Annotated in this window: 21 protein-coding genes; 9 read left to right on the top strand and 12 right to left on the bottom strand. The window is 62.6% G+C overall.

Going from position 1 to position 24,798, the window contains the following annotated elements; genetic code table 11:
- Positions 1-884: 884 nt before the first annotated feature.
- Complete coding sequence (locus SFY93_RS16980) at positions 885-1,685, bottom strand: hypothetical protein (RefSeq protein WP_320443950.1); 801 nt, start codon at positions 1,683-1,685, stop codon at positions 885-887.
- A 158-nt stretch (positions 1,686-1,843) separates the two neighbouring features.
- Between SFY93_RS16980 and SFY93_RS16975 the strand changes: the two genes are divergently transcribed.
- From SFY93_RS16975 to SFY93_RS16965, 3 genes are all read left to right on the top strand, one after another.
- Entirely contained in the window at positions 1,844-2,326 is a 483-nt protein-coding gene (locus SFY93_RS16975) for a YaiI/YqxD family protein (protein ID WP_093758808.1), read from the top strand.
- 9 nt (positions 2,327-2,335) lie between these two features.
- The gene (locus tag SFY93_RS16970; protein ID WP_320443949.1) at positions 2,336-4,147 is read left to right on the top strand and encodes an ABC-F family ATP-binding cassette domain-containing protein; all 1,812 of its coding nucleotides are present in this window, start codon (positions 2,336-2,338) and stop codon (positions 4,145-4,147) included.
- Between the two features lie 113 nt (positions 4,148-4,260).
- Positions 4,261-5,340 carry a D-TA family PLP-dependent enzyme gene (locus tag SFY93_RS16965; protein ID WP_320443948.1) on the top strand — a complete coding sequence of 360 codons (1,080 nt, stop codon included), beginning with the start codon at positions 4,261-4,263 and terminating at the stop codon, positions 5,338-5,340.
- Between the two features lie 127 nt (positions 5,341-5,467).
- Here the strand turns inward: SFY93_RS16965 and SFY93_RS16960 are convergent, their stop codons facing one another.
- The 9 genes from SFY93_RS16960 to SFY93_RS16920 all read right to left on the bottom strand — a co-directional run bounded on the left by SFY93_RS16960 (position 5,468) and on the right by SFY93_RS16920 (position 15,602).
- Positions 5,468-6,652, bottom strand: a complete 1,185-nt coding sequence (locus tag SFY93_RS16960; RefSeq protein ID WP_320447793.1) for a BaiN/RdsA family NAD(P)/FAD-dependent oxidoreductase — start codon at positions 6,650-6,652, stop codon at positions 5,468-5,470.
- Between the two features lie 84 nt (positions 6,653-6,736).
- Positions 6,737-7,654 carry an SDR family NAD(P)-dependent oxidoreductase gene (locus SFY93_RS16955; RefSeq protein ID WP_320443947.1) on the bottom strand — a complete coding sequence of 306 codons (918 nt, stop codon included), beginning with the start codon at positions 7,652-7,654 and terminating at the stop codon, positions 6,737-6,739.
- A gap of 12 nt (positions 7,655-7,666) precedes the next feature.
- Positions 7,667-8,128, bottom strand: a complete 462-nt coding sequence (locus SFY93_RS16950; RefSeq protein ID WP_320443946.1) for a MaoC family dehydratase — start codon at positions 8,126-8,128, stop codon at positions 7,667-7,669.
- A 107-nt stretch (positions 8,129-8,235) separates the two neighbouring features.
- Positions 8,236-9,978, bottom strand: coding sequence for an AMP-binding protein (locus SFY93_RS16945; RefSeq protein ID WP_320443945.1), 1,743 nt, complete (start codon positions 9,976-9,978; stop codon positions 8,236-8,238).
- Positions 9,979-9,991: 13 nt separating this feature from the next.
- On the bottom strand, positions 9,992-10,879 hold the full coding sequence (gene mmsB, locus SFY93_RS16940) for a 3-hydroxyisobutyrate dehydrogenase (protein ID WP_089267276.1): 888 nt from the start codon (positions 10,877-10,879) through the stop codon (positions 9,992-9,994).
- Positions 10,880-10,960: 81 nt separating this feature from the next.
- Complete coding sequence (locus SFY93_RS16935) at positions 10,961-12,031, bottom strand: enoyl-CoA hydratase/isomerase family protein (RefSeq protein ID WP_320443944.1); 1,071 nt, start codon at positions 12,029-12,031, stop codon at positions 10,961-10,963.
- On the bottom strand, positions 12,028-13,173 hold the full coding sequence (locus tag SFY93_RS16930; RefSeq protein ID WP_320443943.1) for an isobutyryl-CoA dehydrogenase: 1,146 nt from the start codon (positions 13,171-13,173) through the stop codon (positions 12,028-12,030). Before SFY93_RS16930 ends, SFY93_RS16935 begins: the two co-directional genes overlap by 4 nt.
- A gap of 88 nt (positions 13,174-13,261) precedes the next feature.
- Complete coding sequence (locus SFY93_RS16925; RefSeq protein ID WP_320443942.1) at positions 13,262-14,758, bottom strand: CoA-acylating methylmalonate-semialdehyde dehydrogenase; 1,497 nt, start codon at positions 14,756-14,758, stop codon at positions 13,262-13,264.
- 163 nt (positions 14,759-14,921) lie between these two features.
- Positions 14,922-15,602 carry a TetR/AcrR family transcriptional regulator gene (locus tag SFY93_RS16920; protein ID WP_320443941.1) on the bottom strand — a complete coding sequence of 227 codons (681 nt, stop codon included), beginning with the start codon at positions 15,600-15,602 and terminating at the stop codon, positions 14,922-14,924.
- 176 nt (positions 15,603-15,778) lie between these two features.
- Here SFY93_RS16920 and SFY93_RS16915 point away from each other — a divergent pair, with 176 nt between their 5' ends.
- From SFY93_RS16915 to fabF, 4 genes are all read left to right on the top strand, one after another.
- Positions 15,779-16,549, top strand: coding sequence for an enoyl-CoA hydratase (locus SFY93_RS16915; protein WP_320443940.1), 771 nt, complete (start codon positions 15,779-15,781; stop codon positions 16,547-16,549).
- 109 nt (positions 16,550-16,658) lie between these two features.
- On the top strand, positions 16,659-17,855 hold the full coding sequence (locus SFY93_RS16910) for an acetyl-CoA C-acyltransferase (protein ID WP_320443939.1): 1,197 nt from the start codon (positions 16,659-16,661) through the stop codon (positions 17,853-17,855).
- A 74-nt stretch (positions 17,856-17,929) separates the two neighbouring features.
- Positions 17,930-19,213, top strand: a complete 1,284-nt coding sequence (locus tag SFY93_RS16905) for an MFS transporter (protein ID WP_320443938.1) — start codon at positions 17,930-17,932, stop codon at positions 19,211-19,213.
- A gap of 51 nt (positions 19,214-19,264) precedes the next feature.
- A complete protein-coding gene (gene fabF / locus SFY93_RS16900) occupies positions 19,265-20,527 on the top strand; it encodes a beta-ketoacyl-ACP synthase II (protein ID WP_320443937.1) in 1,263 nt (420 codons plus the stop codon).
- 1 nt (position 20,528) lies between these two features.
- On the opposite strand, the gene SFY93_RS16895 is transcribed toward fabF, so the two are convergent.
- Together SFY93_RS16895 and SFY93_RS16890 are read right to left on the bottom strand one after the other, a co-directional pair.
- Positions 20,529-22,085, bottom strand: a complete 1,557-nt coding sequence (locus SFY93_RS16895) for an acyl-CoA carboxylase subunit beta (RefSeq protein WP_320443936.1) — start codon at positions 22,083-22,085, stop codon at positions 20,529-20,531.
- Positions 22,015-22,983, bottom strand: a complete 969-nt coding sequence (locus SFY93_RS16890) for an IclR family transcriptional regulator (RefSeq protein WP_320443935.1) — start codon at positions 22,981-22,983, stop codon at positions 22,015-22,017. Before SFY93_RS16890 ends, SFY93_RS16895 begins: the two co-directional genes overlap by 71 nt.
- Before the next feature lie 238 nt (positions 22,984-23,221).
- Between SFY93_RS16890 and SFY93_RS16885 the strand changes: the two genes are divergently transcribed.
- Together SFY93_RS16885 and SFY93_RS16880 are read left to right on the top strand one after the other, a co-directional pair.
- A complete protein-coding gene (locus tag SFY93_RS16885) occupies positions 23,222-23,443 on the top strand; it encodes an acyl-CoA carboxylase biotin carboxyl carrier protein subunit (RefSeq protein ID WP_320443934.1) in 222 nt (73 codons plus the stop codon).
- A gap of 179 nt (positions 23,444-23,622) precedes the next feature.
- Complete coding sequence (locus tag SFY93_RS16880; RefSeq protein WP_320443933.1) at positions 23,623-24,774, top strand: TAXI family TRAP transporter solute-binding subunit; 1,152 nt, start codon at positions 23,623-23,625, stop codon at positions 24,772-24,774.
- Positions 24,775-24,798: the final 24 nt, after the last annotated feature.

Raw genomic sequence — 24,798 nt, 5'->3', positions numbered from 1 at the left:
TCGGTCCCGTCGCCTGCGGCGCCGGTCCCGCCCCGGAATGACAGTTTGGGGCGGGAAGACAGCGCCTAAACATTTTTTCCTATCTCCCGTTGACAACATCCCCGTCAGGTTTATATTCCTCTCGTCCTGCCCCACCGAGAGGGGCGATCGCGATCGTCACGTTCGCGGGGTGGGATGCGGTGGACGCCGGAGATGCGGCGTCACGCGGTTCATGGGGGAACGTCTGTCTTCGGGCAGGACGGATCTGCGCCAGCACTGCCACTGGCAAGGAGACGGCCGACCTTCGGATGGAAAGACGCCCTGGACAGTGTGACGGACGACCAAGTCAAAACGCGTTCGGCTTACTCGCTTGAGGCTCCCTTCCCATCGCCTTGGGACTTTAATTCGCGATCGGAGCGTTCGTCGAGGCAAAGTGCAAGCAACCGAAAAAACACCGCAGGCGGAACGTCGGGCACTCGCTCGGCGCCTCCGAAAGTCCTGGTGCACTCTAGATTGCGGAAGACCGCATTCGCATCAGGCCCAAGGGTGCAACGGGCACCTGGCGTTCCGCACGCCCTCTCACAGGGGGCGGGAATGCAAGAGACGACGGCGCCCCCGCGCCGCAAACAATGGGGGCGATGACGCATGTCTGAAGGGCCGCGCCTGTTTGACATTCGAAGAAGCTGAGACGCGCAGGCGGTCGCGATATCCCTCCCTCAAGCGGCGAAGCCGCGCAGTGGGGAGGGTCGGCCGATAGGCCGGGGTGGGGTCTCTCCCCACGTGAGAGCGGCGCCTGTTGCGCGACCCCACCCGTCACGTTTGTTCGCTCCGCTCTCAAACGCGCCACCCTCCCCGCTCGCTACGCTCGGGGGAGGGAAAAGGAAGAGCGCCGCTGCTCTACAACATCAAGCCGCCACGACCTCACGTGGCTGAGTGATCGCAATATGCTGGCAGTGCGCCACGGGTGTCGTGCCATTGGCCACGATGATCGCATCGAGCTCGACGAACCGATGCCCCTTCTTCTCGTAATTGGCGGTCACCTTCGCCCGCGCGATCAACTCGTCATCGGTATTCGCGGTCGCCAACAACTGCATCCTGCTGCCGACGTGAATCCACGGCCCGAGCAGCGCATTGTCCACCAGCACCTTGTTCATGATCCGCTGCAGCACGCCGGGATGCACGATGCCCTCGCGTAAATACATGGCATCGGCCTCGCGAACCTCACCCAGATATTCGGCAAGTCCATCTTCCGGCCAGACCCGCGGCGCGGTCCCGAGCCACTTGTCCAGCGCGTAGGAATTGGCATCCACCGGCAGCCGCTTCGACACAGCCGCCGTATCCGGGAATTCATCCAGCGATGGCACCACCGGGAAGGCCGTCAGCGACGCCGTGCCAGTCGCACGAATCTCACCGCCGCCCTCAACACTCAGCGCGAGCTCCTTGCCGGCTTCCTCGGCGATCACCTCGACCGTCTCACCGTCATAGACCGGCTTGGTGAATCGGGCCTCGATCAGGCCACGCTCCAGAAAGTCCCGTCCCCAGTGCTGCACCGGCGGATGGATCATATAGGCCAGCACGTCGACGCCAGGCACCAATCCACCGCTGAAACCGAATTTCCGGGCGACAGAATCGTCATGCATCTTGTTTTCGGACTGTTTGGCGGTGTTAAACGCCTCAACACGGTACGGTTCGAGCCGTTTGGTCATGATTCCTCCCGAAAACTGCGCGAAATTGAGTGTTCGCCTTGGCAGGAGATGATACCCGTCACCATGTTCGAGGCAAGGCGACGGGCGGGGAACTGTCCCGCGTCAGCGCTACATCGCCCACCCGCAAATGACTGCCTTTTCGTGGAACTTGTGCTCCCTTGACCACACGCATCTATATCGACGCCGACGCCTGCCCGGTCAAAGACGAGATTTACCGCGTCGCCGCCCGCTTCAGCCTGCCCGTCAGCGTGGTCGCCGGAAACTTCATCCGGGTGCCTGACGATCCCCTGATCGAGCGGATTGCCGCAGGTTCGGGCATGGATGCGGCCGATGACTGGATTGCGGAACGCGCCCAGAAGGGCGATATCGTGATCACGGCAGACGTTCCGCTGGCCAGCCGCTGCGTCAAGGCGGGTGCCGCGGTAATTGCTCCTAACGGCAAGCCGTTCACAGAACAATCCATCGGGATGACGCTCGCGGTACGCAACCTGATGACCGATTTGCGGTCATCGGGCGAAATCACCGGTGGTCCCAAATCATTCGCGCCGCGCGATCGCTCGGCGTTCCTGTCGGCCTTGGATCAAACCATCCGCCGCATCCAGCGCGACCCGGCCTTTGCGCCCGCGCCGAAACAAAGTTGAACTGATCTTATGGCTCCTCCGCTTATCCAGCTGAAAGACATCTTCCTGACCTTCGGCGGCACGCCGCTGCTCAACGGCGTCGAACTCTCGGTGTCGCAGGGCGAGCGCGTCTGCCTGATCGGCCGCAACGGCTCCGGCAAATCGACGCTCCTCAAGATCGTGGCGGGGATCGTTGAAAACGACAAAGGCAGCCGCTTCGTGCAGCCCGGTGCCACCGTCCAGTATCTGCCGCAGGAGCCGGACTTTTCCGGCTATGCGACGACGCTCGCTTATGTCGAGGCCGGCATGGGCGACGGCCACAACATCTATCAGGCGCAGTATCTGCTCGAACAGCTCGGCCTCACCGGCCACGAGGATCCGAACAACCTCTCCGGCGGCGAAGCGCGCCGCACGGCGCTCGCCCGCGTGCTGGCGCCCGAGCCGGATATCCTGTTGCTCGACGAGCCCACCAACCATCTCGATCTCACGACGATCGAGTGGCTGGAAGGCGAACTGGCCAGCCGGCGCTGTGCACTGGTGCTGATCAGCCATGACCGTCGCTTCCTCAGCAACCTCTCACGAGCGACGGCCTGGCTCGATCGCGGCCAGATCCGCCAGATCGATCGCGGCTTCTCGGCCTTCGAACAGTGGCGCGATGACGTGCTCGCGGAAGAAGAGCGCGACCAGCACAAGCTCGACCGCAAGATCGTCAATGAAGAACACTGGCTGCGCCACGGCGTCTCCGGCCGCCGCAAGCGCAACGTCAAGCGCCTCGCCGGCCTGCATGAACTGCGCGCACAGCGCCAGGACTATCGCGGCGCCGCGGGCAACGCGACGCTCGCTGCCGCCGAAGCGGAAAAGTCCGGCAAGCTGATCTTCGAGGCCAAGAACATCTGCCGCACCTATGGCGACCGCAAGATCGTCGACGACTTCTCGATCCGCGTGCAGCGTGGCGATCGCATTGGTGTGGTCGGTCCGAACGGTGCGGGCAAGACCACGATGATCAATATGCTGACCGGCACCGAGCCGCCGGATTCAGGCACTATCCGCTTCGGCGCCAATATCGAAATGGCGACGCTCGACCAGCATCGCGAAAGCCTCAACCCGAAGACCACACTGGCGGAGGCCCTCACCGGCGGCCGCGGCGATCATGTGATGGTCAACGGCCAGCCCAAGCATGTGGTCAGCTACATGAAGGACTTCCTGTTCTCGCAGGAGCAGATGCGCACCCCGCTCGAAGTGCTCTCCGGCGGTGAACGCGGCCGGCTGATGCTGGCCCGCGCATTGGCCAAACCGTCCAACGTGCTGGTGCTGGACGAACCGACCAACGACCTCGATCTCGAAACCCTCGACGTGCTCGAGGAAATGCTCGGTGATTACGAAGGCACCGTCATCCTGATCAGCCATGACCGCGACTTCCTCGATCGCGTCGTCACCTCGGTGATCGTGCCGGAAGGCAACGGCAAGTGGATGGAATATGCCGGCGGCTATACCGACATGCTGGCGCAGCGCGGCGCCGACCTGAAGCGCGAGGCCAAGATCGAGGCTGTGGCTGCCAAAAGCAACGGCAGCAAATCGGACTCGTCCAAGCCCGCCGGCAAGCGCAAGCTGAACTTCAAGGACAAGCACGCGCTGGAAACCCTACCGAAGACGATGGACAATCTGCGCTCCGAAATCGCCAAGCAGCAGCGCCATCTCGACGATCCCAATCTCTACAAGAAGGATCGCAAGAAGTTCGACACCGCGACCGCTGCGCTCTCAAAGGCGCAGAAGGAATTGCAGGACTCGGAAGAACAATGGCTGGAGCTGGAAATGCTCCGCGAAGAAATCGAGAACGCGTAACTGTCAGTCGTCATTGCGAGCGAAGCGAAGCAATCCAGAGGCAACAAGCGAAGACTGGATTGCGTCGTCGCTTCGCTCCTCGCAATGACGGTGGAAATGCCGGAGACGACACAATGACCACCACACTCGCCGCCAAAATCTCCCGCGACTACGGCACACCTGCCCTCGTCATCGACATGGATCGCGTCGAGCGCAATATCGCGCGCATCCAGAAGGTCTGCGATGATGCCGGCATCGCCAACCGGCCGCATATCAAGACGCACAAGAGTCCGGTCATCGCGAAGATGCAGATCGAAGCCGGTGCCAAGGGCATCACCTGCCAGAAGCTCGGCGAAGCCGAGATCATGGCCGATGCCGGGATCGACGACATCCTGATCAGCTACAACCTGCTCGGCGACGAGAAGATGGCGCGGCTCGGCGCGCTGCAGGCCAAGGCGAATGTCACCGTGGCCGCTGACAATTCGGTCGTCATCGGCGACCTGCCGAAAGCCGCTGCGCTCTCCGGCCGCAACCTCAACGTCGTGGTCGAATGCGACACTGGCCGCAAACGCGCTGGCGTCGAGACGCCGGCGGAGGCGATTGCGCTGGCCAAAGAGATCGCAGCCTCGAAGGGCCTGACCTTCGCGGGCTTCATGCTGTATCCGACCGAAACCGGCTGGCCCGACGCACAGAAGTTCTACGATGAAGCGCTGGCGGGCGTCCGCGCGCTCGGCCTCGAGCCCAGCATCGTCTCCACCGGCGGTACGCCGAACCTGAAGAATGTCGGCTCGCTCAAGGGCGCCACCGAACATCGCTTCGGCACCTATATCTATAACGACCGCATGCAGGTCGCGGCTGGTTCGGCCACCTGGGACGATTGCGCGCTGAATGTCTATTCCACCGTGGTCAGCCGCGCCGGCCCGGAACGTGGCATTCTCGATGCCGGGTCCAAGACGCTGACGCCGGACACCGGCGGCCTCGACGGCTACGGCCTGATCCTCGAACATCCCGAAGCCAAGATCGCGCGCTTCGCCGAGGAACACGGCTTCCTCGATCTCGGCCGCAGCAACACCCGTCCCAATGTCGGCGATGTCGTCCGCATCGTGCCGAACCACGTCTGCGTCGTCGTCAACATGTTCGATGAAGTGGTGATGGTGCGCGGTGACGAGATCATCGGCACGCTACCGGTGGCCGCACGTGGGAAGCTGCGGTAACGCGACAGCGCTTACACTCGGGACCTCATCCTGAGGAGGCGCCGCTTGGCGCCGTCTCGAAGGATGGACACACATTCATGGTTCGAGACGCGCGCAAGAGCGCGCTCCTCACCATGAGGTCGGCGTTCTATCGGGGCGAAAAAGCCAGCCACCTCAAAACGCCCTCGCCCGCTGCAGCTCCTGTCGCAAACGACGCCTGCAGCAGATAGCCGCCGGTCGGCGCGTCCCAGTCGAGCATCTCGCCGGCGACGAAAGTGCCCTGCATACGCTTCAGCATGAAGGCGTCGTCGATCTCATCGAACGAGACGCCACCCGCCGTCGAAATAGCACGCGCGATCGGCGCGACGCCATTGAGCGTCACCGGCACGGCGTTGATCAAGGCAGCCAACTTCTCCGGCGGCAATGACGCCAGTTGAATGCCCTCTGGGACAGCGACTTCCTGCAGTAGCCCAATGGCTACCGGCGACAGATGGATCGCCTTGCGCAGGAAATTGGAGAACGACTGTTTGCCACGCGATGCTGCGAGCTTCGTGGTCAGCTCCTTCGCATCGAGGTCCGGTCTCAGAGCAACGCGCAGCGTCGCCTTGCCGTCCGCGATGACCGCTTCGCGCAACAGAGACGACAGCGCATAGATGCCGCCGCCTTCGATACCCGCACGTGTCACCATCGCCTCGCCGCGCACGGCGTGCACACCGAACGACAGCGCGACGCCCTTCAGCGGCTGACCTTCGAAACGGTCCTTGAAGATCTCCGACCACGCGACCGTAAAGCCGGAATTCGCCGGACGCAGCGGCGCGATGCTCAAGCCCTTCGCAGCCAACACATCGATCCAGGCACCGTCCGAGCCAAGCCGCGGCCAGCTTGCACCGCCGAGTGCGAGCACCGCGCCCTTGCAGGCGATCGCCTGCGCGCCGTCCAGCGTTTGGAATATCAAACGCCCTTCGCCATCCCATCCGGTCCAGCGATGCCGAAACGCGAAGCGAACGCCACTCTCGTCCAGCCGCCGCAGCCACGCGCGCAGCAATGGCGATGCCTTGAAGGCCTGCGGAAACACCCGGCCGCTGGAACCAACAAAAGTCGGCTGCCCCAGCGCCTCGCTCCACTCCCGTAAATCAGTCGGCGTGAAAGCCGAGACGGACGGAGCAAGCTGCGCCTCCGCCGCGCCGTAGCGCTTGAGGAGTTCCGGCAACGGCTCACTATGAGTGAGATTGAGTCCGCCGCGTCCGGCCATCAGAAACTTGCGACCGGCCGACGGCATCGCGTCATAGACCGTGACGGCAGCGCCGCCACGGCTCAGAACCTCGGCCGCCATCAGCCCGGCAGGGCCGGCACCGATCACCGCAACTTGGTTCTTCACAGGCTCAGTCAAGGTCACACGATCCGGCGAAGCCGCCGATCAGGCCTTTACGCCCAAGCGAATGGCGGCCTGCTCGACATACTTCTGGGTCTGATGGAAAGCGCCTTCCAGCGCCTTGGCCTTCGACATATCACTAATGTCAGCGAAATGCGCGGCAATCGTGTCCGGGCTCCAGTCAGCTTCGGCGAAATTGACACCTTCGCTTTCGAGAATCTTGATGACCGCGAAAGAGCCTGCACCAGCACCCATGATGGTCTTGGTCGGCGCATTCTCGCTCAGCAGATATTCAACTGCCGGCGTGATCGCTTCCGGCTTCATCAGTTGCAGCGCCTGCGCGGGCAGCAGTTCCTCGGTCATCCGCGTGGCGGCCGTCGGTGACACGATGTTGACGCGGATGTCCGTCTTGCGGCCTTCCTCGGCGAGCACATTCATTAGGCCGACCATACCAGTCTTAGCAGCACCGTAATTGGCCTGACCGAAATTGCCGTACAGACCAGACGACGAGGTGGTGAGCACAATGCGCCCGTAGTTGCGCGCGCGCATACCTTCCCACACCGCCTTGCAGCAATAGAAGGTGCCTGTGAGATGCACGTCCAGCACCTTGGCGAAGTCGGCGAGCTCCATCTTGGCGAACGACTTGTCGCGCAGGATACCCGCATTGGCGCACATCAGGTCGACGCTGCCCCAGTCCTTGGTGGCCTTGTCGACCATCGCCTTGACCTGCTCGAAGTTGGAGACATCAGCGCCATCGGGCATCGCCGTGCCACCGGCTGCGCGGATTTCCTCAACCACGGTTTCCGCCGCCGTCAGCGAACCGCCGCTGCCGTCGCGCGCGCCGCCGAAATCGTTGACCACAACCTTGGCGCCGAGCTTCGCGAGGCCGAGCGCATGGGCGCGGCCCAGTCCATTGCCGGCACCGGTAACGATGGCAACGCGGCCGTCAAATCGAATGGTCATGTAGCTTGCTCCTTAATTGAAATAGACAAGGCCGAGCCAGTCGGCGACCAGCGCCGGCTTGTCCTCGCCTTCGATTTCGACACTCACGCTGGTGCGCGTGAACAATTCCTTCGGCTTGCGCAACGTCGCCTCGGTCAGCGTGAAGCGGCCGCGGATGCGCGATCCCGCCTTGACCGGCGACACGAAGCGCACTTTGTCGGTGCCGTAATTGACGCCCATGGCGACATCGGCGAGTTGCGGCAGCGCCTCATAGGAAAACACCGAGAGCATCGACATGGTCAGGAAGCCATGAGCGATCGTCGTGCCGAACGGCGTTTCGCGCGCACGCGCGGGATCGACATGGATGAACTGAAAATCCTCCGTCGCCGCAGCAAACGCATCGATGCGCTTCTGGTCCATGATGTGCCAGGGCGACACGCCAACTTCCTTGCCCACCATGGCGATATAGGCATCACGTTCGATCATCGCGCTCATTCAGTCTCAGTCCTCAAAATCCAGTTGCGTTGCGGGGCGCAGATTCCACAGCGCATACCCTGACGCCAAGCGAAATTGCGCGCTGCAGCCATGCAAAGCGCGATAAATTACCGCTCGCCCTCTTGCGATCCCGCCGTACGGAGTGCCTGCAATTCGGGGAAATCCTCTTCGCGAAACTCGACGCCGCGCAAAGGATCGCTGCGATCGTCGGCGTGTTCGAGCCGACGCAGGTGGACCCTGCGAATCTTGCCCGAAATCGTCTTCGGCAGCTCGGTCACGAACTCGATCCGCCGTATACGTTTGAACGGCGCCAGACGCACATGCAGATGCTGATAGATCGACAGCGCCGTCGCCTTGGACGGCGCGGTATCGCCGATCAGCAACACATAGGCCTTGGGGATGGCGAGCCGGATCGGATCGGGGCTCGGCACAATGGCGGCCTCAGCCACGGCATCGTGTTCCAGCAGGATACTCTCCAGCTCGAACGGGCTGATGCGATAGTCCGAGGATTTGAACACATCGTCGGAGCGACCGACGAAAGTGAGATAGCCATCGTCATCGGAAAATACGACGTCGCCGCTGCGATAGATCTCACCGCTTGCACCGCTGACGCTACCGTCTTCGGCCTGATAGCCCTGCATCAATCCTGCCGGGCGATCGACGCCAAGCACGAGACTGACCTCGCCCTCCTTCGCCGGATTGCCATCGGCATCGACAACGCGAACCTTCCAGCCCGGCAGCGGACGGCCCATGGAGCCGACCTTGACGGTCTGGCCCGGCGAATTGCCGGCCAGCGCGGTGGTCTCGGTCTGGCCGTAGCCGTCGCGAATGGTGAGGCCCCAGGCCGCCTTCACCTGATCGATCACTTCCGGATTGAGCGGCTCACCGGCGCCACAGACTTCGCGCAGCGCGACCTTGAAGGTGGCAAGCTTCTCCTGAATGAAGAGCCGCCACACTGTCGGCGGTGCGCACAGTGTCGTCACGCCGCAGCGGCCGATGGTGGCAAGCAGGCCCTTAGCGTCGAAACGCGGCTGATTGACGACAAACACGGTGGCGCCGGCATTCCATGGCGCAAAGAAGCAGCTCCAGGCATGCTTGGCCCAGCCCGGTGAAGAGATATTGAGATGCACGTCACCCGGCTGCAGTCCGATCCAAAACATCGTCGAGAGTCCGCCGACGGGATAGCTGCGCTGGCTGTGCCGCACGAGCTTCGGCTTCGCCGTGGTGCCCGAGGTGAAATAGAGCAGCATCGGATCGTCGGCTTTGGTCGAACCATCCGGCGTGAATGTATCGGGGAAATCCGCGGAGCTTTCGAAGGCGAGCCAGCCGTCATGTGGCGACGTGGCGTTGACGACAATCTGACCAATCCCCGCGGTCTTCAGGCTGCCGAACTTGGCGACCTGGTCCTCTGCCGCCACCACAAGCTTGGCACGTCCGCGATCGAGCCGGTCCTGCAATTCATCCGAGGTCAGCAGCGTGGTGGCAGGAATGATGACGACGCCGAGCTTGATCGCCGCCAGCATGGTCTCCCACAGCGGCACCACATTGCCGAGCAGCAGCAACAGATGATCGCCGCGCTTCAGCCCCTGCGCGCGCAGGAAATTGGCAACCTGATTGGAGCGACGTGACAGTACCTCGAACGACAGCTTCGTCTCGCGGCTGGCGGCCGCATCGACGATCCAGAGCGCGGTCCGGTCCTTGCTGACGGGATCATGGGCGAGTTCGGCATCGAACCAGTCGAGCGCCCAGTTGAAGTCGACCGGATCGGGCCAGCGAAAGCCGGCAACGGCGGTGTCGTAATCGGTGCGGTGTTCGAGGAGGAAGGCGCGGGCCTGCTTGAACGTGGTCATGCCGACGCTCCCGCTATTTCGGCATCAGATGCCGCAGATGATGAATGATCCCGGAAAAGTCATCGCCGCCGTGACCTTCCTTCTCATAGGTCTCATAGATGCTCTCGGCATGGGCGCCGAGCGGCGTCCTGGCGCCGGCAGCTTTCGCCGCCTCCTGCGACAGCCTGAGATCCTTGAGCATCAGCGCCGCGGCGAAGCCCGGTTTGTATTCGTTATTGGCCGGCGACGTCGGCACTGGACCCGGCACCGGGCAATAGGTCGTCAGCGACCAGCACTGACCCGACGAGGTCGACGCCACATCGAACAGCGCCTGATGCGACAGACCCAGCTTCTCGGCGAGCACAAAGGCCTCGCTGACGCCGATCATCGAAATGCCGAGGATCATGTTGTTGCAGATCTTGGCCGCCTGCCCCGCGCCGGCATCCCCGCAATGGACGATCTTCTTGCCCATGGCTTCGAGGACCGGCTTGGCTGACGCGAACGCCTTGGCATCGCCGCCAGCCATGAAGGTCAGCGTCGCGCCCTTGGCGCCGCCAGTGCCACCGGAGACCGGCGCATCGACCGACGGCAGCTTCTGCGCAGCCGCCAGTTCATGCGCCTTGCGTGCACTTTCCACGTCGATGGTCGAGCAATCGATCATCAGCGCCCCCTTGGCGGCAACGGGAATGACCTCGCTCCAGACCGACACCACATGTTTGCCGGCCGGCAACATGGTGATGATGACCTCGGCGCCCTTCACGGCATCGACCGCCTTGTCGGCGATGGTCACACCATCCGCCCTAGCCTGCGCGCGGGACGCCTCGACGAGATCAAAGCCCGTGACCTTGTGGCCCGCCTTGACCAGGTTGGCGGCCATCGGGCCACCCATATTGCCGAGACCGATGAATGCAATGCTGGTCATGTCCTGCCCTCGTGATCGTTTGTTTGTTTTTAAAGCCTGATGAAAACGGCGAAATCCAACTTTCGTTCAGAACGCAACGCTTCAGAACGTGAGCGCGACATCGCGTGGCGCCAGATAACGCGCGACAATCTCCGGCGTCACACCCTTGAGATCTGGTGGCTGCCATGTCGGATTGCGATCCTTGTCGATGATGGCCGCACGCACGCCCTCGACGAAATCGGCGCTGTCGAACACCTCCAGCGCCGCGAGATATTCGCGCGACAGACATTCCTCGAGCGACTTCGACGCGCGCGCCAGCCGCAGCAGCTTCAGGGTAACCTTGAGCCCCCGCGGTGATTTGTCGGACATGGCCTTGAGCGTCGCCAGCACGAAATCTGAACCGTCCCGCTCAAGCGCAGCCACGATCTCCTCGACGCTATCATGGGCGAAAGCGCGATCGATCAGCGCACGCTGTGCCGTAACCGGACCGGTTTGTTCCGGAGCTGCAAACTTCTTGAGTGTCGTCATCACCAACGCGGCATCGGCGCCTGCCGACAGCTTTGTCAGCGCTTCGCGCAATGCCGGCCAATTGACGGTGTCGATCAGGACGTCCGCCATATGTGCAGCAAGCGCATCGGCACCATTTGCCGTCAGTCCGGTCAGACCGAAATACGTCCCGAGTTCGCCCGGCGCGCGCGACAACAGCCAGGTGCCTCCAACATCGGGGAAGAAGCCAAGGCCGACTTCCGGCATCGCCATCCTAGTCTTCTCGGTGACGATGCGATGGCTGGCATGGCCGGCCAGACCGACGCCGCCGCCCATCACGAAGCCATCCATATAGGCCACATAAGGCTTCGGAAATTTCGCGATCCGCGCGTTGACGATATATTCCTCGCGCCAGAAGATCTTGCCGAGATCGCCTTTGGCCTTGGCGCTCTCGTAGAGGCCGCGAATGTCGCCACCGGCGCACAGCCCGCGCTCGCCTGCTCCTTCGAGAATGATGAGCGCAACCTTCGGATCGGCCTCAAACATATCGAGCGCCGTCGCGATCTCACGCGTCATCTCCAGCGTCAGCGCGTTCAATGCCTTCGGGCGGTTCAGCCGGATCACACCGGCCGCACCTTCTCGCGCGACGATGAGGTCGCCCGTCCCCGTTGCTACGTCCGAACTCATCGCGCGCCCTCGATCAGTTTGCGCGACACGATCAGCCGCATGATTTCATTGGTGCCTTCGAGGATCTGGTGCACCCGCAAATCGCGCACGATCTTCTCTATGCCGTATTCGGCGAGATAGCCGTAGCCGCCATGCAGCTGCAGCGCGTCGTTGGCGACCTCGAAACCGATATCGGTGCCGAAGCGCTTGGCCATCGCGCAGAGCATGCTGGCATCGGCATCCTTGCGGTCGAGCGCCGCCGCCGCCCGCCACAGGAAGGTGCGTGCGGCTTCCAGTTCGGTCGCCATGTCGGCGATACGAAACTGCAGCGCCTGGAATTCGTCGAGTCGCTTGCCGAACGCCTTCCGCTCTTTCATGTAGCTCAACGACTTGTCGAGCGCAGACTGCGCGCCACCGAGCGAACACGCCGCGATGTTGAGACGACCACCGTCGAGGCCGGCCATGGCGATCTTGAATCCGATGCCCTCGTCACCTAGCCGGTTGGCGATCGGCACGCGACAATTTTCGAAGATCACCGCGCGTGTCGACTGCGCGTTCCAGCCCATCTTGCGTTCGTTATTTCCAAAAGAGAGACCGGGCGTGCCGGCGTCGACCACAATGGTGGAGACGCCGCCAGCGCCCTCTCCGCCGGTGCGCACCATCACGACATAGACGTCGGTGTCGCCGGCGCCGGAGATGAACTGTTTCTGGCCATTGAGGACGTAGTGATCGCCATCGACGACAGCGCGGGTGCGTAGTGCCGCCGCGTCCGATCCGGCGCCGGGTTCAGTCAGGCAATAGCTCGCCAGCAGCTCCATGGTGCAAAGTCGCGGCAGCCACTTCTGGCGCTGCGCTTCGTTGCCATAGGAATCGATCATCCACGACGCCATGTTGTGGATCGATATGAAGGCTGAGGTTGTCGGGCAGCCGGTTGCCAGCGCTTCAAAGATCAGCGCGGCGTCGAAACGCGTCAGCGCCGAGCCGCCGACATCGTCACGGATATAGATGCCGCCCATGCCGAGCAGCGCCGCCTCACGCATCACCTCTTTGGGAAAATGCTTGTCCTCGTCCCATTTGAGCGCAAAGGGAGCGATCTTTTCCGCGGCGAATTCGCGCGCCATGTCGCGAACGGCGGTCTGTTCCTCATCGAGAGCGAATTGCATCACGCCCTTCTTGTTGATTGTTGATCAGCCGGGAAAATGCAACGGCCCGGTGCACCACCTTTGGGAGCGCCGGGCCGCTTGCGTGTTCTTACTTCATCAACGGGATCGAGAACTCGGCGCCTTCCTTGACACCCGATGGCCAGCGCGCGGTCACCGTCTTGGTCTTGGTGTAGAAGCGGATCGAATCCGGGCCGTGCTGGTTGAGATCGCCGAAGCCGGACTTTTTCCAGCCACCGAAGGTGTAATAGGCGATCGGCACCGGGATCGGCACGTTGATGCCGACCATGCCGACATTGACCTTGGCGGCGAAGTCGCGCGCAGCGTCACCGTCACGGGTGAAGATCGCAACGCCGTTGCCGTAGTCATGATCCGACGGCAGCGCGAGAGCTTCTTCGTAATCGTGAGCCCGCACCACCGACAGCACGGGCCCGAAGATCTCTTCCTTGTAGATGCGCATGTCCTTGGTGACGTTGTCGAACAGACAGCCACCCATATAGAAGCCGTTCTCGTAGCCCTGCATCTTGAAGCCTCGGCCATCGACGGCGAGCGTGGCGCCTTCCTTGATGCCGATCTCGACATAGTTCTTGACGCGGTCGACGGCTTCCTTGGTCACCAGCGGACCGAAGTCAGCCGACGGATCCACGGAGGTGCCGATCTTCAGGCTCTCGACGCGCGGGATCAGCTTTTCCATCAGGCGGTCGGCGGTGGTCTTGCCAACGGGCACGGCCACCGAGATCGCCATGCAGCGCTCGCCGGCGGACCCGTAGCCGGCGCCGATCAGCGCATCGACGGTCTGGTCCATATCCGCATCGGGCATGATGATGGCGTGGTTCTTGGCGCCGCCGAAGCACTGCGCGCGCTTGCCGGTCGCAGCGGCGCGCTCATAGATGTACTGGGCAATCGGCGACGAGCCGACGAAGCCGACGGCCTTGATGTCTTCGTCGTCGAGGATGGCGTCGACGGCTTCCTTGTCGCCGTTGACAACATTGAGGATGCCCGGCGGCAGACCGGCTTCTATCATCAATGCGGCGAGCATCATCGGCACGCCCGGATCGCGCTCCGAGGGCTTCAGGATGAAGGCGTTGCCGCAGGCGATGGCCGGACCGAATTTCCACATGGGGATCATCGCCGGGAAGTTGAACGGCGTGATGCCCGCGACGACACCGAGCGACTGGCGCATCGAATAGATGTCGATGCCGGGACCTGCGCCTTCGGTGTATTCGCCCTTCATCAGATGCGGAATGCCGCAGGCGAATTCGATCACCTCCAAGCCGCGCTGGATATCGCCCTTGGCGTCCGGCACAGTCTTGCCATGCTCACGCGCCAGGCAATCAGCCAGCTTGTCGTAGTCGCGATTGGCGAGTTCGAGGAATTTCATCAGCACGCGGGCGCGGCGCTGTGGATTGGTGTTGCCCCAGGCGACCTGCGCCTGGGCGGCATTGAGCACCGCGGCGCGCATCTCGGCCTTGCTGGCCAGCGCAACCTTGGCCTGAACTTCGCCAGTCATCGGCTCGAAGACGTCCGCAAAACGTCCGGATTTGCCCTCGACCTCACGGCCGCCGATGAAATGTCCAATCGTGCGCATGCGTTTCCTCCTGGAAGCCAAATTTGGCCCGATGTTGATCAGGCTTTTTCGCGTTTGGAAAGGCCCTGCGCGCGCGGCGGATTTGCGAAATTGCAGGCTCGCTGCAGTTTCGCCCTGTCATAATGTCACCGCCGCGACAATGTCGCAGGCAGTGTGCCAATTATCAGTTCTTGGCTGGAGATACGGCCTTGGTTGCCGCCTTCTTTGCAGTCGGCTTTCTAGCCCCTCTCTTGGGAGCCTCAGCCTTGGACGCTGTCGGCTTCGGCGCTGCAGCACGGACCAGCACGGCCTCGCGGCCAGCGCTCAAAAGCTCTTCGGACAACTCGCCATTGCCGGCGGCGCGGGCCAGCACGATGGTGCCCATCATGGTGGCAAGCGCCGCCATCGCCTGTTTGCGCGCCGATTTGCTCGGTCCGCCATGAAACTGCTCGGACATCATCTCAATCATCTGATCGAGCTTGGCGGCAAACACCTTGCGCGTCTTGGGGCTCTCGCGCGCGATCTCCGCGCCCAGCGCCGGGACGGCGCAACCATGGCCCGGATTGTCGCGGTGCTGCGGCGACAGGTAGGAGTCCACGATCGTGGCCAGGCGCTGATCCGGCGCCGCCTGCCCAGCCAACTGACGCCAGCGATCGGTCGATCGGTCCATCGCATAGGCGAAGGCTTCAATCACCAGCGCCTCACGCGAATCGAAATGCGCGTAGAAGCCGCCATGGGTCAGACCCGCGTCCTTCATGAGGTCAGCCACGCCGATGCCATGCGCGCCTTTTTCGCGCAGACGCACGGAAGCCTTCTTCACGATCCGCGCATGCGTCTCGAGCTTGTGTTCCTTCGAATAGCGCATCGGCGGTCCATTCAAAACAAATAGATGATGTCGATCATATTACTCACGCTGCTCCGCATGCGCAACGCACACCTGGCCGCAGGCCTTGACAACACCGCAGTTTGACGCGGAATTGATAGGAGCAAGACCGGCGATCCGCGCCGGCCCAAGGAAATGCCAAGGGACGAGACGATTTCATGCATATGCTCAATCCCCATTGCGGTGTCGAACGTGAACCGCGAGGTATAGTTCGGCTGACGATCTGCAACGCCGGCTCACTCAATATTCTCAATTCAGCCGCAATCAAGGGTGTTCGCGAAGGCATTGAGGTATTGGCCACGGAGCGCGCCATTCGCGCGCTTGTCATCGCCGGCCAGAGCGAAAAGAGCATGATTGGCGGCGCCGACATCAAGGAAATGGCGACGCTGGATCAGGCCTCCGCCGAGAAGTTCATTTCTGGCTTGCGCGATCTCTGCGAAGCCGCCCGCGCTTTTCCCGCGCCTGTGATCGCCCGCATCCCCGGCTGGTGCCTTGGCGGCGGCCTCGAATTTGCTGCCGCCTGCGATTTCCGGATCGCGTCGCATGATTCCAAATACGCCATGCCCGAGGTCAGGGTCGGTATCCCCTCAGTGATTCACGCTGCCCTCTTGCCGCGCCTGATCGGTTGGGGCCGTGCGCGCTGGCTGATCATGACTGCCGCCACCATCGATGCACCGACCGCGCTCAATTGGGGTCTGGTCGATGTGGTTGCGGCCGAAGGCGCACTCGATGCCGAAGTCGAAAAGACGATCGAAGCCATACTCGAGTGTGGACCCGAAGCCATGCGGTCGCAAAAAGCCCTGCTGAAACAGTGGGAAGAGCTGCCGCTGAAAGAATCCGTCAATCTCAGCGTCGGCGTGTTCGGCGAGGCCTATCTGACCGGCGAGCCGCAGCGACTGATGCAGGGTTTCATCAACCGCAAACGCTAGCAGCTCGACCTCACGAGAATTTTGCACAGGCCGGCATTGCGTATCTTGCAGCGCATCATATGATGAGTGTCATCCAAATGACCCGCGCTTGCGCGAAGGAGCCTCCATCATGTCCGCAGCTTCAGATCCGGTCGTCATCGTCTCGGCCACCCGCACTCCGCTCGGCCGCTTCCAGGGCGAACTATCGCCCTTCTCCGGCCACAAGCTCGGCAGCCACGTCATCGGTGCCGCCGTGGCACGCGCGAAACTGACACCCGAGCGCATCGATGAAGTCTTCATGGGCTGCGTGCTTCCCGCAGGCCAGGGTCAGGCGCCCGCCCGCCAGGCCGCCCGAGGCGCCAAGCTGCCGGATGCCACCGGGGCCACCACGATCAACAAGGTCTGCGGCTCCGGCATGAAGGCGACTATGCTTGCCCACGACATCATCCATGCCGGTTCGGCCGAGATCGTCGTCTCCGGCGGCATGGAGAGCATGACCAATGCGCCCTATTTGCTGCAGAAGGCACGCGGCGGTTATCGCGTCGGCCATGATCGCATCATCGATCACATGCTGATGGATGGGCTTGAGGATGCCTATGAGGTCGGTCGCTCGATGGGTGACTTCGGCGAAGCCACCGCTGAGGCCTATCAGTTCACGCGTGGAGATCAGGACGCCTATGCGATCGAAACGCTGACCCGCGCGCGAAAGGCCGTGGAGAGCGGCGCCTTCAAGGCAGAGATCACGCCACTGACCATCGTCGAGAAGTCCGGACCACGCGAGATCGCCAATGACGAACATCCGCTGAAGGTCGATCCCGCCAAGATCCCGAACCTCAAACCAGCCTTCCGCAGCAACGGCACCATCACGCCCGCTGCTTCGTCCGCCAATGCCGATGGCGCCGCCGCCCTGGTGCTGGCGAAGCGTTCCCTCGTGGATCGTGAGGGCCTGCCCGCGCTGGCCGTGATCCATGGTCACGCCACGCACAGCCAGGAACCGCAATGGTTCACGACTGCGCCCATTCCGGCAATCCGCAAACTGCTCGACAAGGTCGGCTGGAGCGTCGGCGATGTCGATCTGTTCGAGATCAATGAGGCCTTCGCCGTGGTACCGATGGCCGCGCAACGCGACCTTGGAATTCCCCGCGAAAAACTGAACGTCAATGGCGGCGCCTGCGCGTTGGGCCACCCCATCGGCGCCACCGGCGCGCGGCTGATCGTGACGCTGCTGCATGCACTGGAAGCCAGAGGCCTGAAACGCGGCGTCGCGGCACTGTGCATCGGCGGCGGCGAAGCAACGGCGATCGCCATCGAACGCATCGTTCGCTGAACCGCCTTTCCCAGATATGATCGTCGCGGCGACGGTCGTCGCGACGCCTATTCTCGTTGATTGCAGGATTACCGATGCTTTCCGGATGGCTCTCGACTGCCCTCGCCCGCCGCAATCTCCATTACGGATGGGCGATGATCGCCGTAACCTTCGTGACGGCGCTGGTCAGCGCTGCCGCGGTTGGCGCGCCCGGCGTGTTCATCGTGCCGCTGCAGAAGGAATTCGGCTGGAGCACCGCCGAGATTTCCTCGGCCATGTCGATCCGGTTTGTATTGTTCGGCCTGATGGCGCCGTTTGCTGCGGCGCTGATGAACCGTTATGGCTTGCGCAACGTCACCCTGATTGCCCTGCTCGTCGTTGCTGCAAGCCTCATATTATCGCTCGGGATGACGCAGGTCTGGCAGCTCATGGCGCTCTGGGGCGTCGCCGTTGGTATTGGCACTGGGATGACGGCGCTGGTACTCGGTGCCACCGTCGCAGCGCGCTGGTTCAGCGCACGCCGTGGCCTCGTCGTGGGCATCCTTACCGCGAGCGCGGCCACCGGCCAACTGATCTTCCTGCCGATCCTCGCCAGCATCACCGAGCACAGCAACTGGCGCTGGGCACTGGCGCTGATGTGCGTGATGCTGGCCATAGCCGCGCTGGGCGTGCTGCTGGTGATGCGGGACCGTCCCAGCGACATCGGCATTCGCCCCTATGGCGACACCAGCACCGAACCGCTGGCCGTTCCGGCGCCGAACACCTCGCCGATCATGGCGGCAGCGCTCGGTGCCCTGCGCGATGCTGCCCAGACCAAGGTGTTCTGGATCCTGTTCGCCACGTTCTTCATCTGCGGGGCCAGCACCAACGGACTGGTGCAGGTGCACCTGATCCCCATGTGCCTCGACTTCGGCATCCCGCAGATTCAGGCGGCCGGACTGCTTGCGGCGATGGGCGTGTTCGACTTCGTCGGCACCATCGCGTCAGGCTGGCTGTCTGACCGGTATGACAATCGTTACCTGCTGTTCTGGTACTATGGCCTGCGCGGCCTCTCGCTGCTAGCGCTGCCGTTTACCGACTTCTCGTTCTATGGCCTGTCGCTGTTCGCGCTGTTCTACGGCCTGGACTGGATCGCCACCGTGCCGCCGACCGTGCGCCTCACCGCATCCAAGTTCGGTCCCGAACGCGCGGGTCTGGTATTCGGCTGGATCTTCGCCGGCCATCAGTTGGGCGCAGCAACGGCGGCATTCGGCGCTGGCCTGTCGCGCACGGTACTGCTCAGCTATCTGCCTGCCTTTTTCGCGGCAGGTGCGCTATGTATTATTGCAGCGCTGATCGTGCTGGCGATTTCAAAAGACAAGAAGATCGCGACCGCCTGATCCCCGTAGGATTCAGGCTGCTCGCCACTCATATCAGAACGGGAATACATCATGCGCCGCGTTGTCATTACGGGGATGGGAGCGGTGTCACCGCTCGGTTGCGGCGTCGAGATCAACTGGTCTCGGCTGCTCGCCGGCCAATCCGGCCTTCGCTTGTTGCCGGAGGCCATGACCGCTGATCTCGCGGCCAAGGTCGGCGGCCAGGTACCCGACATCGCGAACGATCCGGAAGGCGGTTTCGATCCTGACAAGGCTGCGCCGCGCAAGGATCAGAAGAAGATGGATCGCTTCATCCTGTTTGCGCTGATGGCTGCCGATGAAGCCATTGCGCAGGCCGGCTGGCAGCCCAAGGATGCACGGGAACGCCAGCGCACGGCCACGATCATCGCCTCGGGCATCGGCGGCTTTCCAGCCATTGCCGACGCCGTCCGCACGACAGACACCAAGGGTATCCGCCGGCTGTCGCCATTCACCGTACCCTCGTTCCTGGTCAATCTCGCCGCCGGTCATATCTCGATCCGTTACGGCTTCAAAGGCGCACTCGGCGCGCCCGTGACGGCCTGCGCCGCCGGCGTGCAGGCGATCGGCGATGCAGCGCGTCTCATTCGCTCCGGCGAAGCGGATGTCGCCATCGCCGGAGGTGCCGAAGCCTGTATCGACCGTGTCAGCCTCGGCGGCTTCGCCGCCGCTCGCGCGCTCTCCACCGACTTCGTCGCCAATCCGGAGCGCGCCTCGCGCCCGTTCGATCGCGACCGCGACGGCTTTGTCATGGGCGAAGGTGCCGGCATCGTGGTGCTCGAGGAACGCGACCATGCCCTGGCACGCGGGGCGAAACCGATTGCCGAACTGATCGGCTACGGTACGACCTCCGATGCGTTCCATATGACAGCCGGTCGCGAGGACGGCGACGGCGCCAGGCGCGCGATGGATATCGCTCTGGCACAGGCCAACATCACGCCTGCCGATGTCCAGCATCTGAACGCCCATGCCACATCGACGCCGGTCGGCGATCACGGCGAGCTCGAAGCGATCAAGTCGATCTTCGGGACAAACGGCAGCGTCGCTGTAAGCTCGACCAAATCCGCCACGGGCCACCTGCTCGGTGCAGCCGGAGGGCTCGAGGCGGTCTACGCAATCCTCGCGCTGCGTGACCAGATCGCTCCGGCCACGCTCAATCTCGAAAATCCCGATCCGTCTGCCGATGGCATCGATCTGATCCGTGGCAAGGCGCGGCCGATGGCCATTGAGCACGTGCTCTCGAATGGCTTCGGCTTCGGCGGCGTCAATGCCAGCGTGCTGCTGCGGCGAGTATAGCTTACGGCCGCATCGCCAGCCGTGACGGGCCTGCCGTGCGGAGCGGTTCGGCAAGACGTGCAAACTCACACAGCAGCGAGCGCGTCTTTGTGGGGTTGATGACTTCCTCGACCCAGAATTTCTCGGCCGAACGGAAAGGCGAACGCAACTTGTTGAGGCGCTCCTCGATTTCCTGCTGCTTGAGCTTGGGATCGTCCGCAGCGTCGATCTCGGCGCGATAGGCCGCCTCGATGCCGCCTTCCAGCGGGAGCGAACCCCAATAGGCCGAAGGCCACGCGTAACGCATCGAGAACCGGTTGGCCGGCTGATGCACCACGCCAGCGACGCCGAACGCATTGCGGATGATGATCGTGCACCACGGCACCGTGGTCTGATTGACCGCTGCCATGACGCGAACACCGTGTCGGATGGTCGCCGCCTTCTCCGCATCGAGCCCGATCATGAAGCCCGGGCAATCCATGAGATAGACGACAGGCAGATGGAAGGTCTCGGCCAGATCGACGAAGCGCACGACCTTCTGGCAGGCTTCCGCGGTCCACGAGCCGCCGTAATGAAACGGATCGCTTGCAAGCAGCAGCACCGCGCGGCCTTCGAGACGCGCAAAACCGGTGATGATCGGCCGGCCGAAATTCGCCGCCATCTCGAAGAACGAGCCCTTGTCGACGACTGCATCGATGATCGGGCGCATCTTGTAGACCTGCCGGCGATTGCGCGGCACGGCGTTCAGCAGAGATTCTTCCGCACGTTCGGGATCGTCATTGCAGGCGATCGTCGGCGGCAAGTCATAGACAGACGATGGCAGATAGGACAGGAAGCGCCGCGCGCAGGCGAAGGCCTCCTCTTCTGTCTCCACGGCGTGATCGACGCCGCCAGCGCGCGTCTGGATATCGGCACCGCCGAGCTCCTTCTTCTCAAGCGACTGGCCAAGGCGCGCGACCACAGGAGGCCCGGCAACGAACATCGCGGAATTCTTCGTCATCACCGAATAATGGCTGGCTGCGAGCCGCGCAGCGCCAAGGCCGGCGACTGAACCAAGGCCGAGGCCGACGACCGGCACCTGCGCCAGATTGGACGTCGTGTACCAGTACCAGCGCGTGCCCCCGACGCCGCCCGGCAGATTGGCTGCGCCCCTGGTCTCGATGGTCTTGACCGAACCGCCGCCACCGGAGCCTTCGATCACGCGAATGATCGGCAGCCGGAAGTCATGCGCCATTTCCTCAGCCATCAGCGGCTTGGCCGAAATCGAGGCGTCGGCCGAACCGCCGCGCACGGTGAAGTCGTCGCCAACAACGACGACGGGACGGCCGTCGATCTTGCCGCGACCGAACACGCAATTCGCCGGTGTCAGATGCTTCAGCTCGCCAGACGCATCGTATTCACCGATGCCGGAGACTGCCCCGACTTCGTGAAAGCTTTTTGCATCTATCAGTCTGTCGATACGTTCACGAACTGTGAGCCGGCCTTGGTCATGCTGCCGCTTGACCTTGTCAGCGCCCCCCATCTCCCGCGCGAAGGCTTCGCGCCGGGCGAGGTCGTCGAGTTCCGGCTTCCAGTTCATTCATTCCCTCCGGGAGCATTTTTTTCTGAGCTGTTGGCGCGGGAGGCGCATCTGGAACGGGCGCACTGGTCAGGCCGCTATCTGCATTCTGAACCATCATGCTGATCGTGCCGCTGAGCTGGCGCAGGATCGGAGCGATCTCGTCCTGCAGGCGCTGCTCGTCATACATGGCGGCAAGCAGACCGATGGTGACGACCACATAGGTCTGATACTGCGGCGACCAGATCGGCGTCGCAATGCCGGTAATATGCGGCGACCAAAGGCCACCTGCGAGGACGTAGCCGTTGTCACGCAGACATTCACGGTTCCCAACGATCTTGCCGCGCAGTATCTTGGCGTCCTCGGGCATTTCGCGCGCAATATCGTTGATCAGAGCATTGCCGACGTCTTCGTCGAGCGCTGCGGTGTAGGCATGACCGGCTGCAGTCCGGCCCATGGCAATGCGGCTGCCGGTGGTCGAATGCAATCCGAGCGCGTGATCGGCGCGGGCATATTCGAGATAGACCATGTGGAAACGATCGGGAATCGTGAAGCCGATCGTGCCAGGTACCTGCTCCGCCACTTCCTGCAAACGCAGGCGGATCAGGTTGCGCACCTGAAGTCCCCGCATCATCGAAGCACTCATCGCGACCGCACTCGATCCGATGCGGTACTTCTGATCTGCAGGCAGATAGGCGAGCTGGCCCATGCGCGTCAGCGTATGCGTCAGGCGCGATACGGTGGAGCGCGGCAGGCCACAGCGATTGGAAATTTCGAGATTACCCAGCCGGGCATCATGGCCCTCGAAGCAGCGAAGAATATCAAAGGCGCGCGAGACCACCTGGATCACATCGCCGTCGCCTGCCAGATCGCTGGCGAGCATGCCTTGTTTGCTGAGCCGTTCCGAACGTCGTCCCATGATGCGTTTCCCTTAAAACGACGCATCTCGCGGGGAGCCAATCCGTTGGATTGCCCCGATGTGCGCCGCCGTCCCGTTCCACTGTGCGGAATTATATTCCACTTGCGGGCTACGCTACCTCAGGCAATCTGCGGCGACAACACCAAGCTGCTCGTTTCTTCTCATTCTTAGGAATTGTCCGGTCGCGTCGGCGCTACACCTATAGCGAGCAGCCGCCCGCGTGATCGCGGAGAACACCATGCCAGAGATCAAGATCCTCAGCGAAGTCGCCGGCCGCATCTGCTCACTGCCACTCGTAACCGGCGATTCCGTGAACGAAGGCGACGAAGTGGCATTTGTCGAAGCTATGAAGATGGAAATTCCGGTCGCCTCTCCTGCCGCAGGTAAAATCAAATCGATGATTGTCGCGGTCGACGACGTGGTCGCGGAAGGACAGTTGCTCGGCACAGTCGAGACATGAGCAGACATGCAGTGACGGGCTCGACCGCCGTACCAATGTGCTGCGGCATTCTGTCTGAGATGGTGACCGCAACCATCATCCAGCGAACTGCCTCAAGACATTGCCAGCGCCTGACGGCGATGACATGATCGCCGGACAATAAAAAGCAATTCGCAAAGCGAATGCATCTGGAGGGGAAAATGCTTCACCGGCTCATCGCGCTGGCGTCCGTTGGCGTGCTCAGTTCGACCGGCGCTGTATGCGCACAGGATATCAAGCTTCCACCGACCATGGCGGTCACCGCCTATGACACCGGCACTGCCGGCTTCAACATCGCCGTCGCCGTCGGCAAGATGATGAAGGACAAATATTCCACCGACGTGCGTGTGCTGCCTGCCGGCAATGATGTCGCGCGGCTGGCGCCATTGCGCGCCGGTCGCGCAACGATCGCCTGGATGGGCTCGGGCATCTACTTCGCACAGGAAGGCGTGTTCGAATTCGGCGTCAAGGAATGGGGTCCACAGCCAGCGCAGGTCACGCTGTCGACCATCGACTGTAATGGCGCCTCGCTCGGCGTCGCTCGCGATATCGGCGTCAAGGAGATCAAGGATCTACGCGGCAAACGCGTCGGCTTCGTCGTCGGCTCACCTGCCCTGAACCAGAACTCGCTTGCGATCATGGCGTTCGGCGGTCTCACCAAGGCAGACATCAAGCCGATCGAGTTCGCAAGCTACGGCGCAATGTGGAAAGGCATGGTGAACAACGACGTCGATGCAGCCTTTGCTACCACCATCACTGGCCCGGCCAAGGAAGTCGAGACATCGCCGCGCGGCATCATCTGGCCGCCCCTCCCCGCGGAAGACAAGGCCGGTTGGGAGCGCGTCAAGCGGGTGGCACCGTTCTTCAATCCGCATGTCGCGACCTGCGGCGCGGGCATCACGGCATCAGCGCCCGTCAACATGAGCACCTACCCCTACCCCGTCGCGACCGTCTACGGCTCGCAGGCGGAAGATCAGATCTACGCGATCACCAAGGCAATGATCGTCAACTTTGACGCCTACAAGGACAACGCACCAGGCGCGTTAGGCCTCGCCGTAAAAGCGCAGTCCATGAAATGGGTCGTTCCGTTTCATCCCGGTGCCGTGAAAGCCCTCAAGGAAGCCGGCAACTGGACGCCAGAAGACCAGACACACAATGACGGACTGCTGAAGCGGCAGGACGTCTTGAAGGCGGCATGGAGCGAATACGCCAAAGCCAGTGCATCGGCCGGTGAAAAGGAGTTTCTCGACGGCTGGATGACGGCCCGCGCGACTGCGCTCAAGAAGGCCGGTATGCCGAACGGCTTCGAATAACGTCGTCATTTCTAGCTGCAACCG

The sequence above is a fragment of the Tardiphaga sp. 42S5 genome, assembly GCF_034044155.1.
GTDB lineage: Bacteria > Pseudomonadota > Alphaproteobacteria > Rhizobiales > Xanthobacteraceae > Tardiphaga > Tardiphaga robiniae.
This window is presented reverse-complemented; position numbering and strand designations above follow the sequence as displayed.

Excerpts from the sequence above, each read along its gene's own strand:
- SFY93_RS16980 (WP_320443950.1), bottom strand. The coding sequence starts at position 1,685 with ATGACCAAACGGCTCGAACCGTACCGTGTTGAGGCGTTTAACACCGCC.
- SFY93_RS16970 (WP_320443949.1), top strand. The coding sequence starts at position 2,336 with ATGGCTCCTCCGCTTATCCAGCTGAAAGACATCTTCCTGACCTTCGGC.
- SFY93_RS16965 (WP_320443948.1), top strand. The coding sequence starts at position 4,261 with ATGACCACCACACTCGCCGCCAAAATCTCCCGCGACTACGGCACACCT.
- SFY93_RS16960 (WP_320447793.1), bottom strand. The coding sequence starts at position 6,652 with ATGGCGGCCGAGGTTCTGAGCCGTGGCGGCGCTGCCGTCACGGTCTAT.
- SFY93_RS16955 (WP_320443947.1), bottom strand. The coding sequence starts at position 7,654 with ATGACCATTCGATTTGACGGCCGCGTTGCCATCGTTACCGGTGCCGGC.
- SFY93_RS16950 (WP_320443946.1), bottom strand. The coding sequence starts at position 8,128 with ATGAGCGCGATGATCGAACGTGATGCCTATATCGCCATGGTGGGCAAG.
- SFY93_RS16945 (WP_320443945.1), bottom strand. The coding sequence starts at position 9,978 with ATGACCACGTTCAAGCAGGCCCGCGCCTTCCTCCTCGAACACCGCACC.
- mmsB (WP_089267276.1), bottom strand. The coding sequence starts at position 10,879 with ATGACCAGCATTGCATTCATCGGTCTCGGCAATATGGGTGGCCCGATG.
- SFY93_RS16935 (WP_320443944.1), bottom strand. The coding sequence starts at position 12,031 with ATGAGTTCGGACGTAGCAACGGGGACGGGCGACCTCATCGTCGCGCGA.
- SFY93_RS16930 (WP_320443943.1), bottom strand. The coding sequence starts at position 13,173 with ATGCAATTCGCTCTCGATGAGGAACAGACCGCCGTTCGCGACATGGCG.
- SFY93_RS16925 (WP_320443942.1), bottom strand. The coding sequence starts at position 14,758 with ATGCGCACGATTGGACATTTCATCGGCGGCCGTGAGGTCGAGGGCAAA.
- SFY93_RS16920 (WP_320443941.1), bottom strand. The coding sequence starts at position 15,602 with ATGCGCTATTCGAAGGAACACAAGCTCGAGACGCATGCGCGGATCGTG.
- SFY93_RS16915 (WP_320443940.1), top strand. The coding sequence starts at position 15,779 with ATGCATATGCTCAATCCCCATTGCGGTGTCGAACGTGAACCGCGAGGT.
- SFY93_RS16910 (WP_320443939.1), top strand. The coding sequence starts at position 16,659 with ATGTCCGCAGCTTCAGATCCGGTCGTCATCGTCTCGGCCACCCGCACT.
- SFY93_RS16905 (WP_320443938.1), top strand. The coding sequence starts at position 17,930 with ATGCTTTCCGGATGGCTCTCGACTGCCCTCGCCCGCCGCAATCTCCAT.
- fabF (WP_320443937.1), top strand. The coding sequence starts at position 19,265 with ATGCGCCGCGTTGTCATTACGGGGATGGGAGCGGTGTCACCGCTCGGT.
- SFY93_RS16895 (WP_320443936.1), bottom strand. The coding sequence starts at position 22,085 with ATGAACTGGAAGCCGGAACTCGACGACCTCGCCCGGCGCGAAGCCTTC.
- SFY93_RS16890 (WP_320443935.1), bottom strand. The coding sequence starts at position 22,983 with ATGGGACGACGTTCGGAACGGCTCAGCAAACAAGGCATGCTCGCCAGC.
- SFY93_RS16885 (WP_320443934.1), top strand. The coding sequence starts at position 23,222 with ATGCCAGAGATCAAGATCCTCAGCGAAGTCGCCGGCCGCATCTGCTCA.
- SFY93_RS16880 (WP_320443933.1), top strand. The coding sequence starts at position 23,623 with ATGCTTCACCGGCTCATCGCGCTGGCGTCCGTTGGCGTGCTCAGTTCG.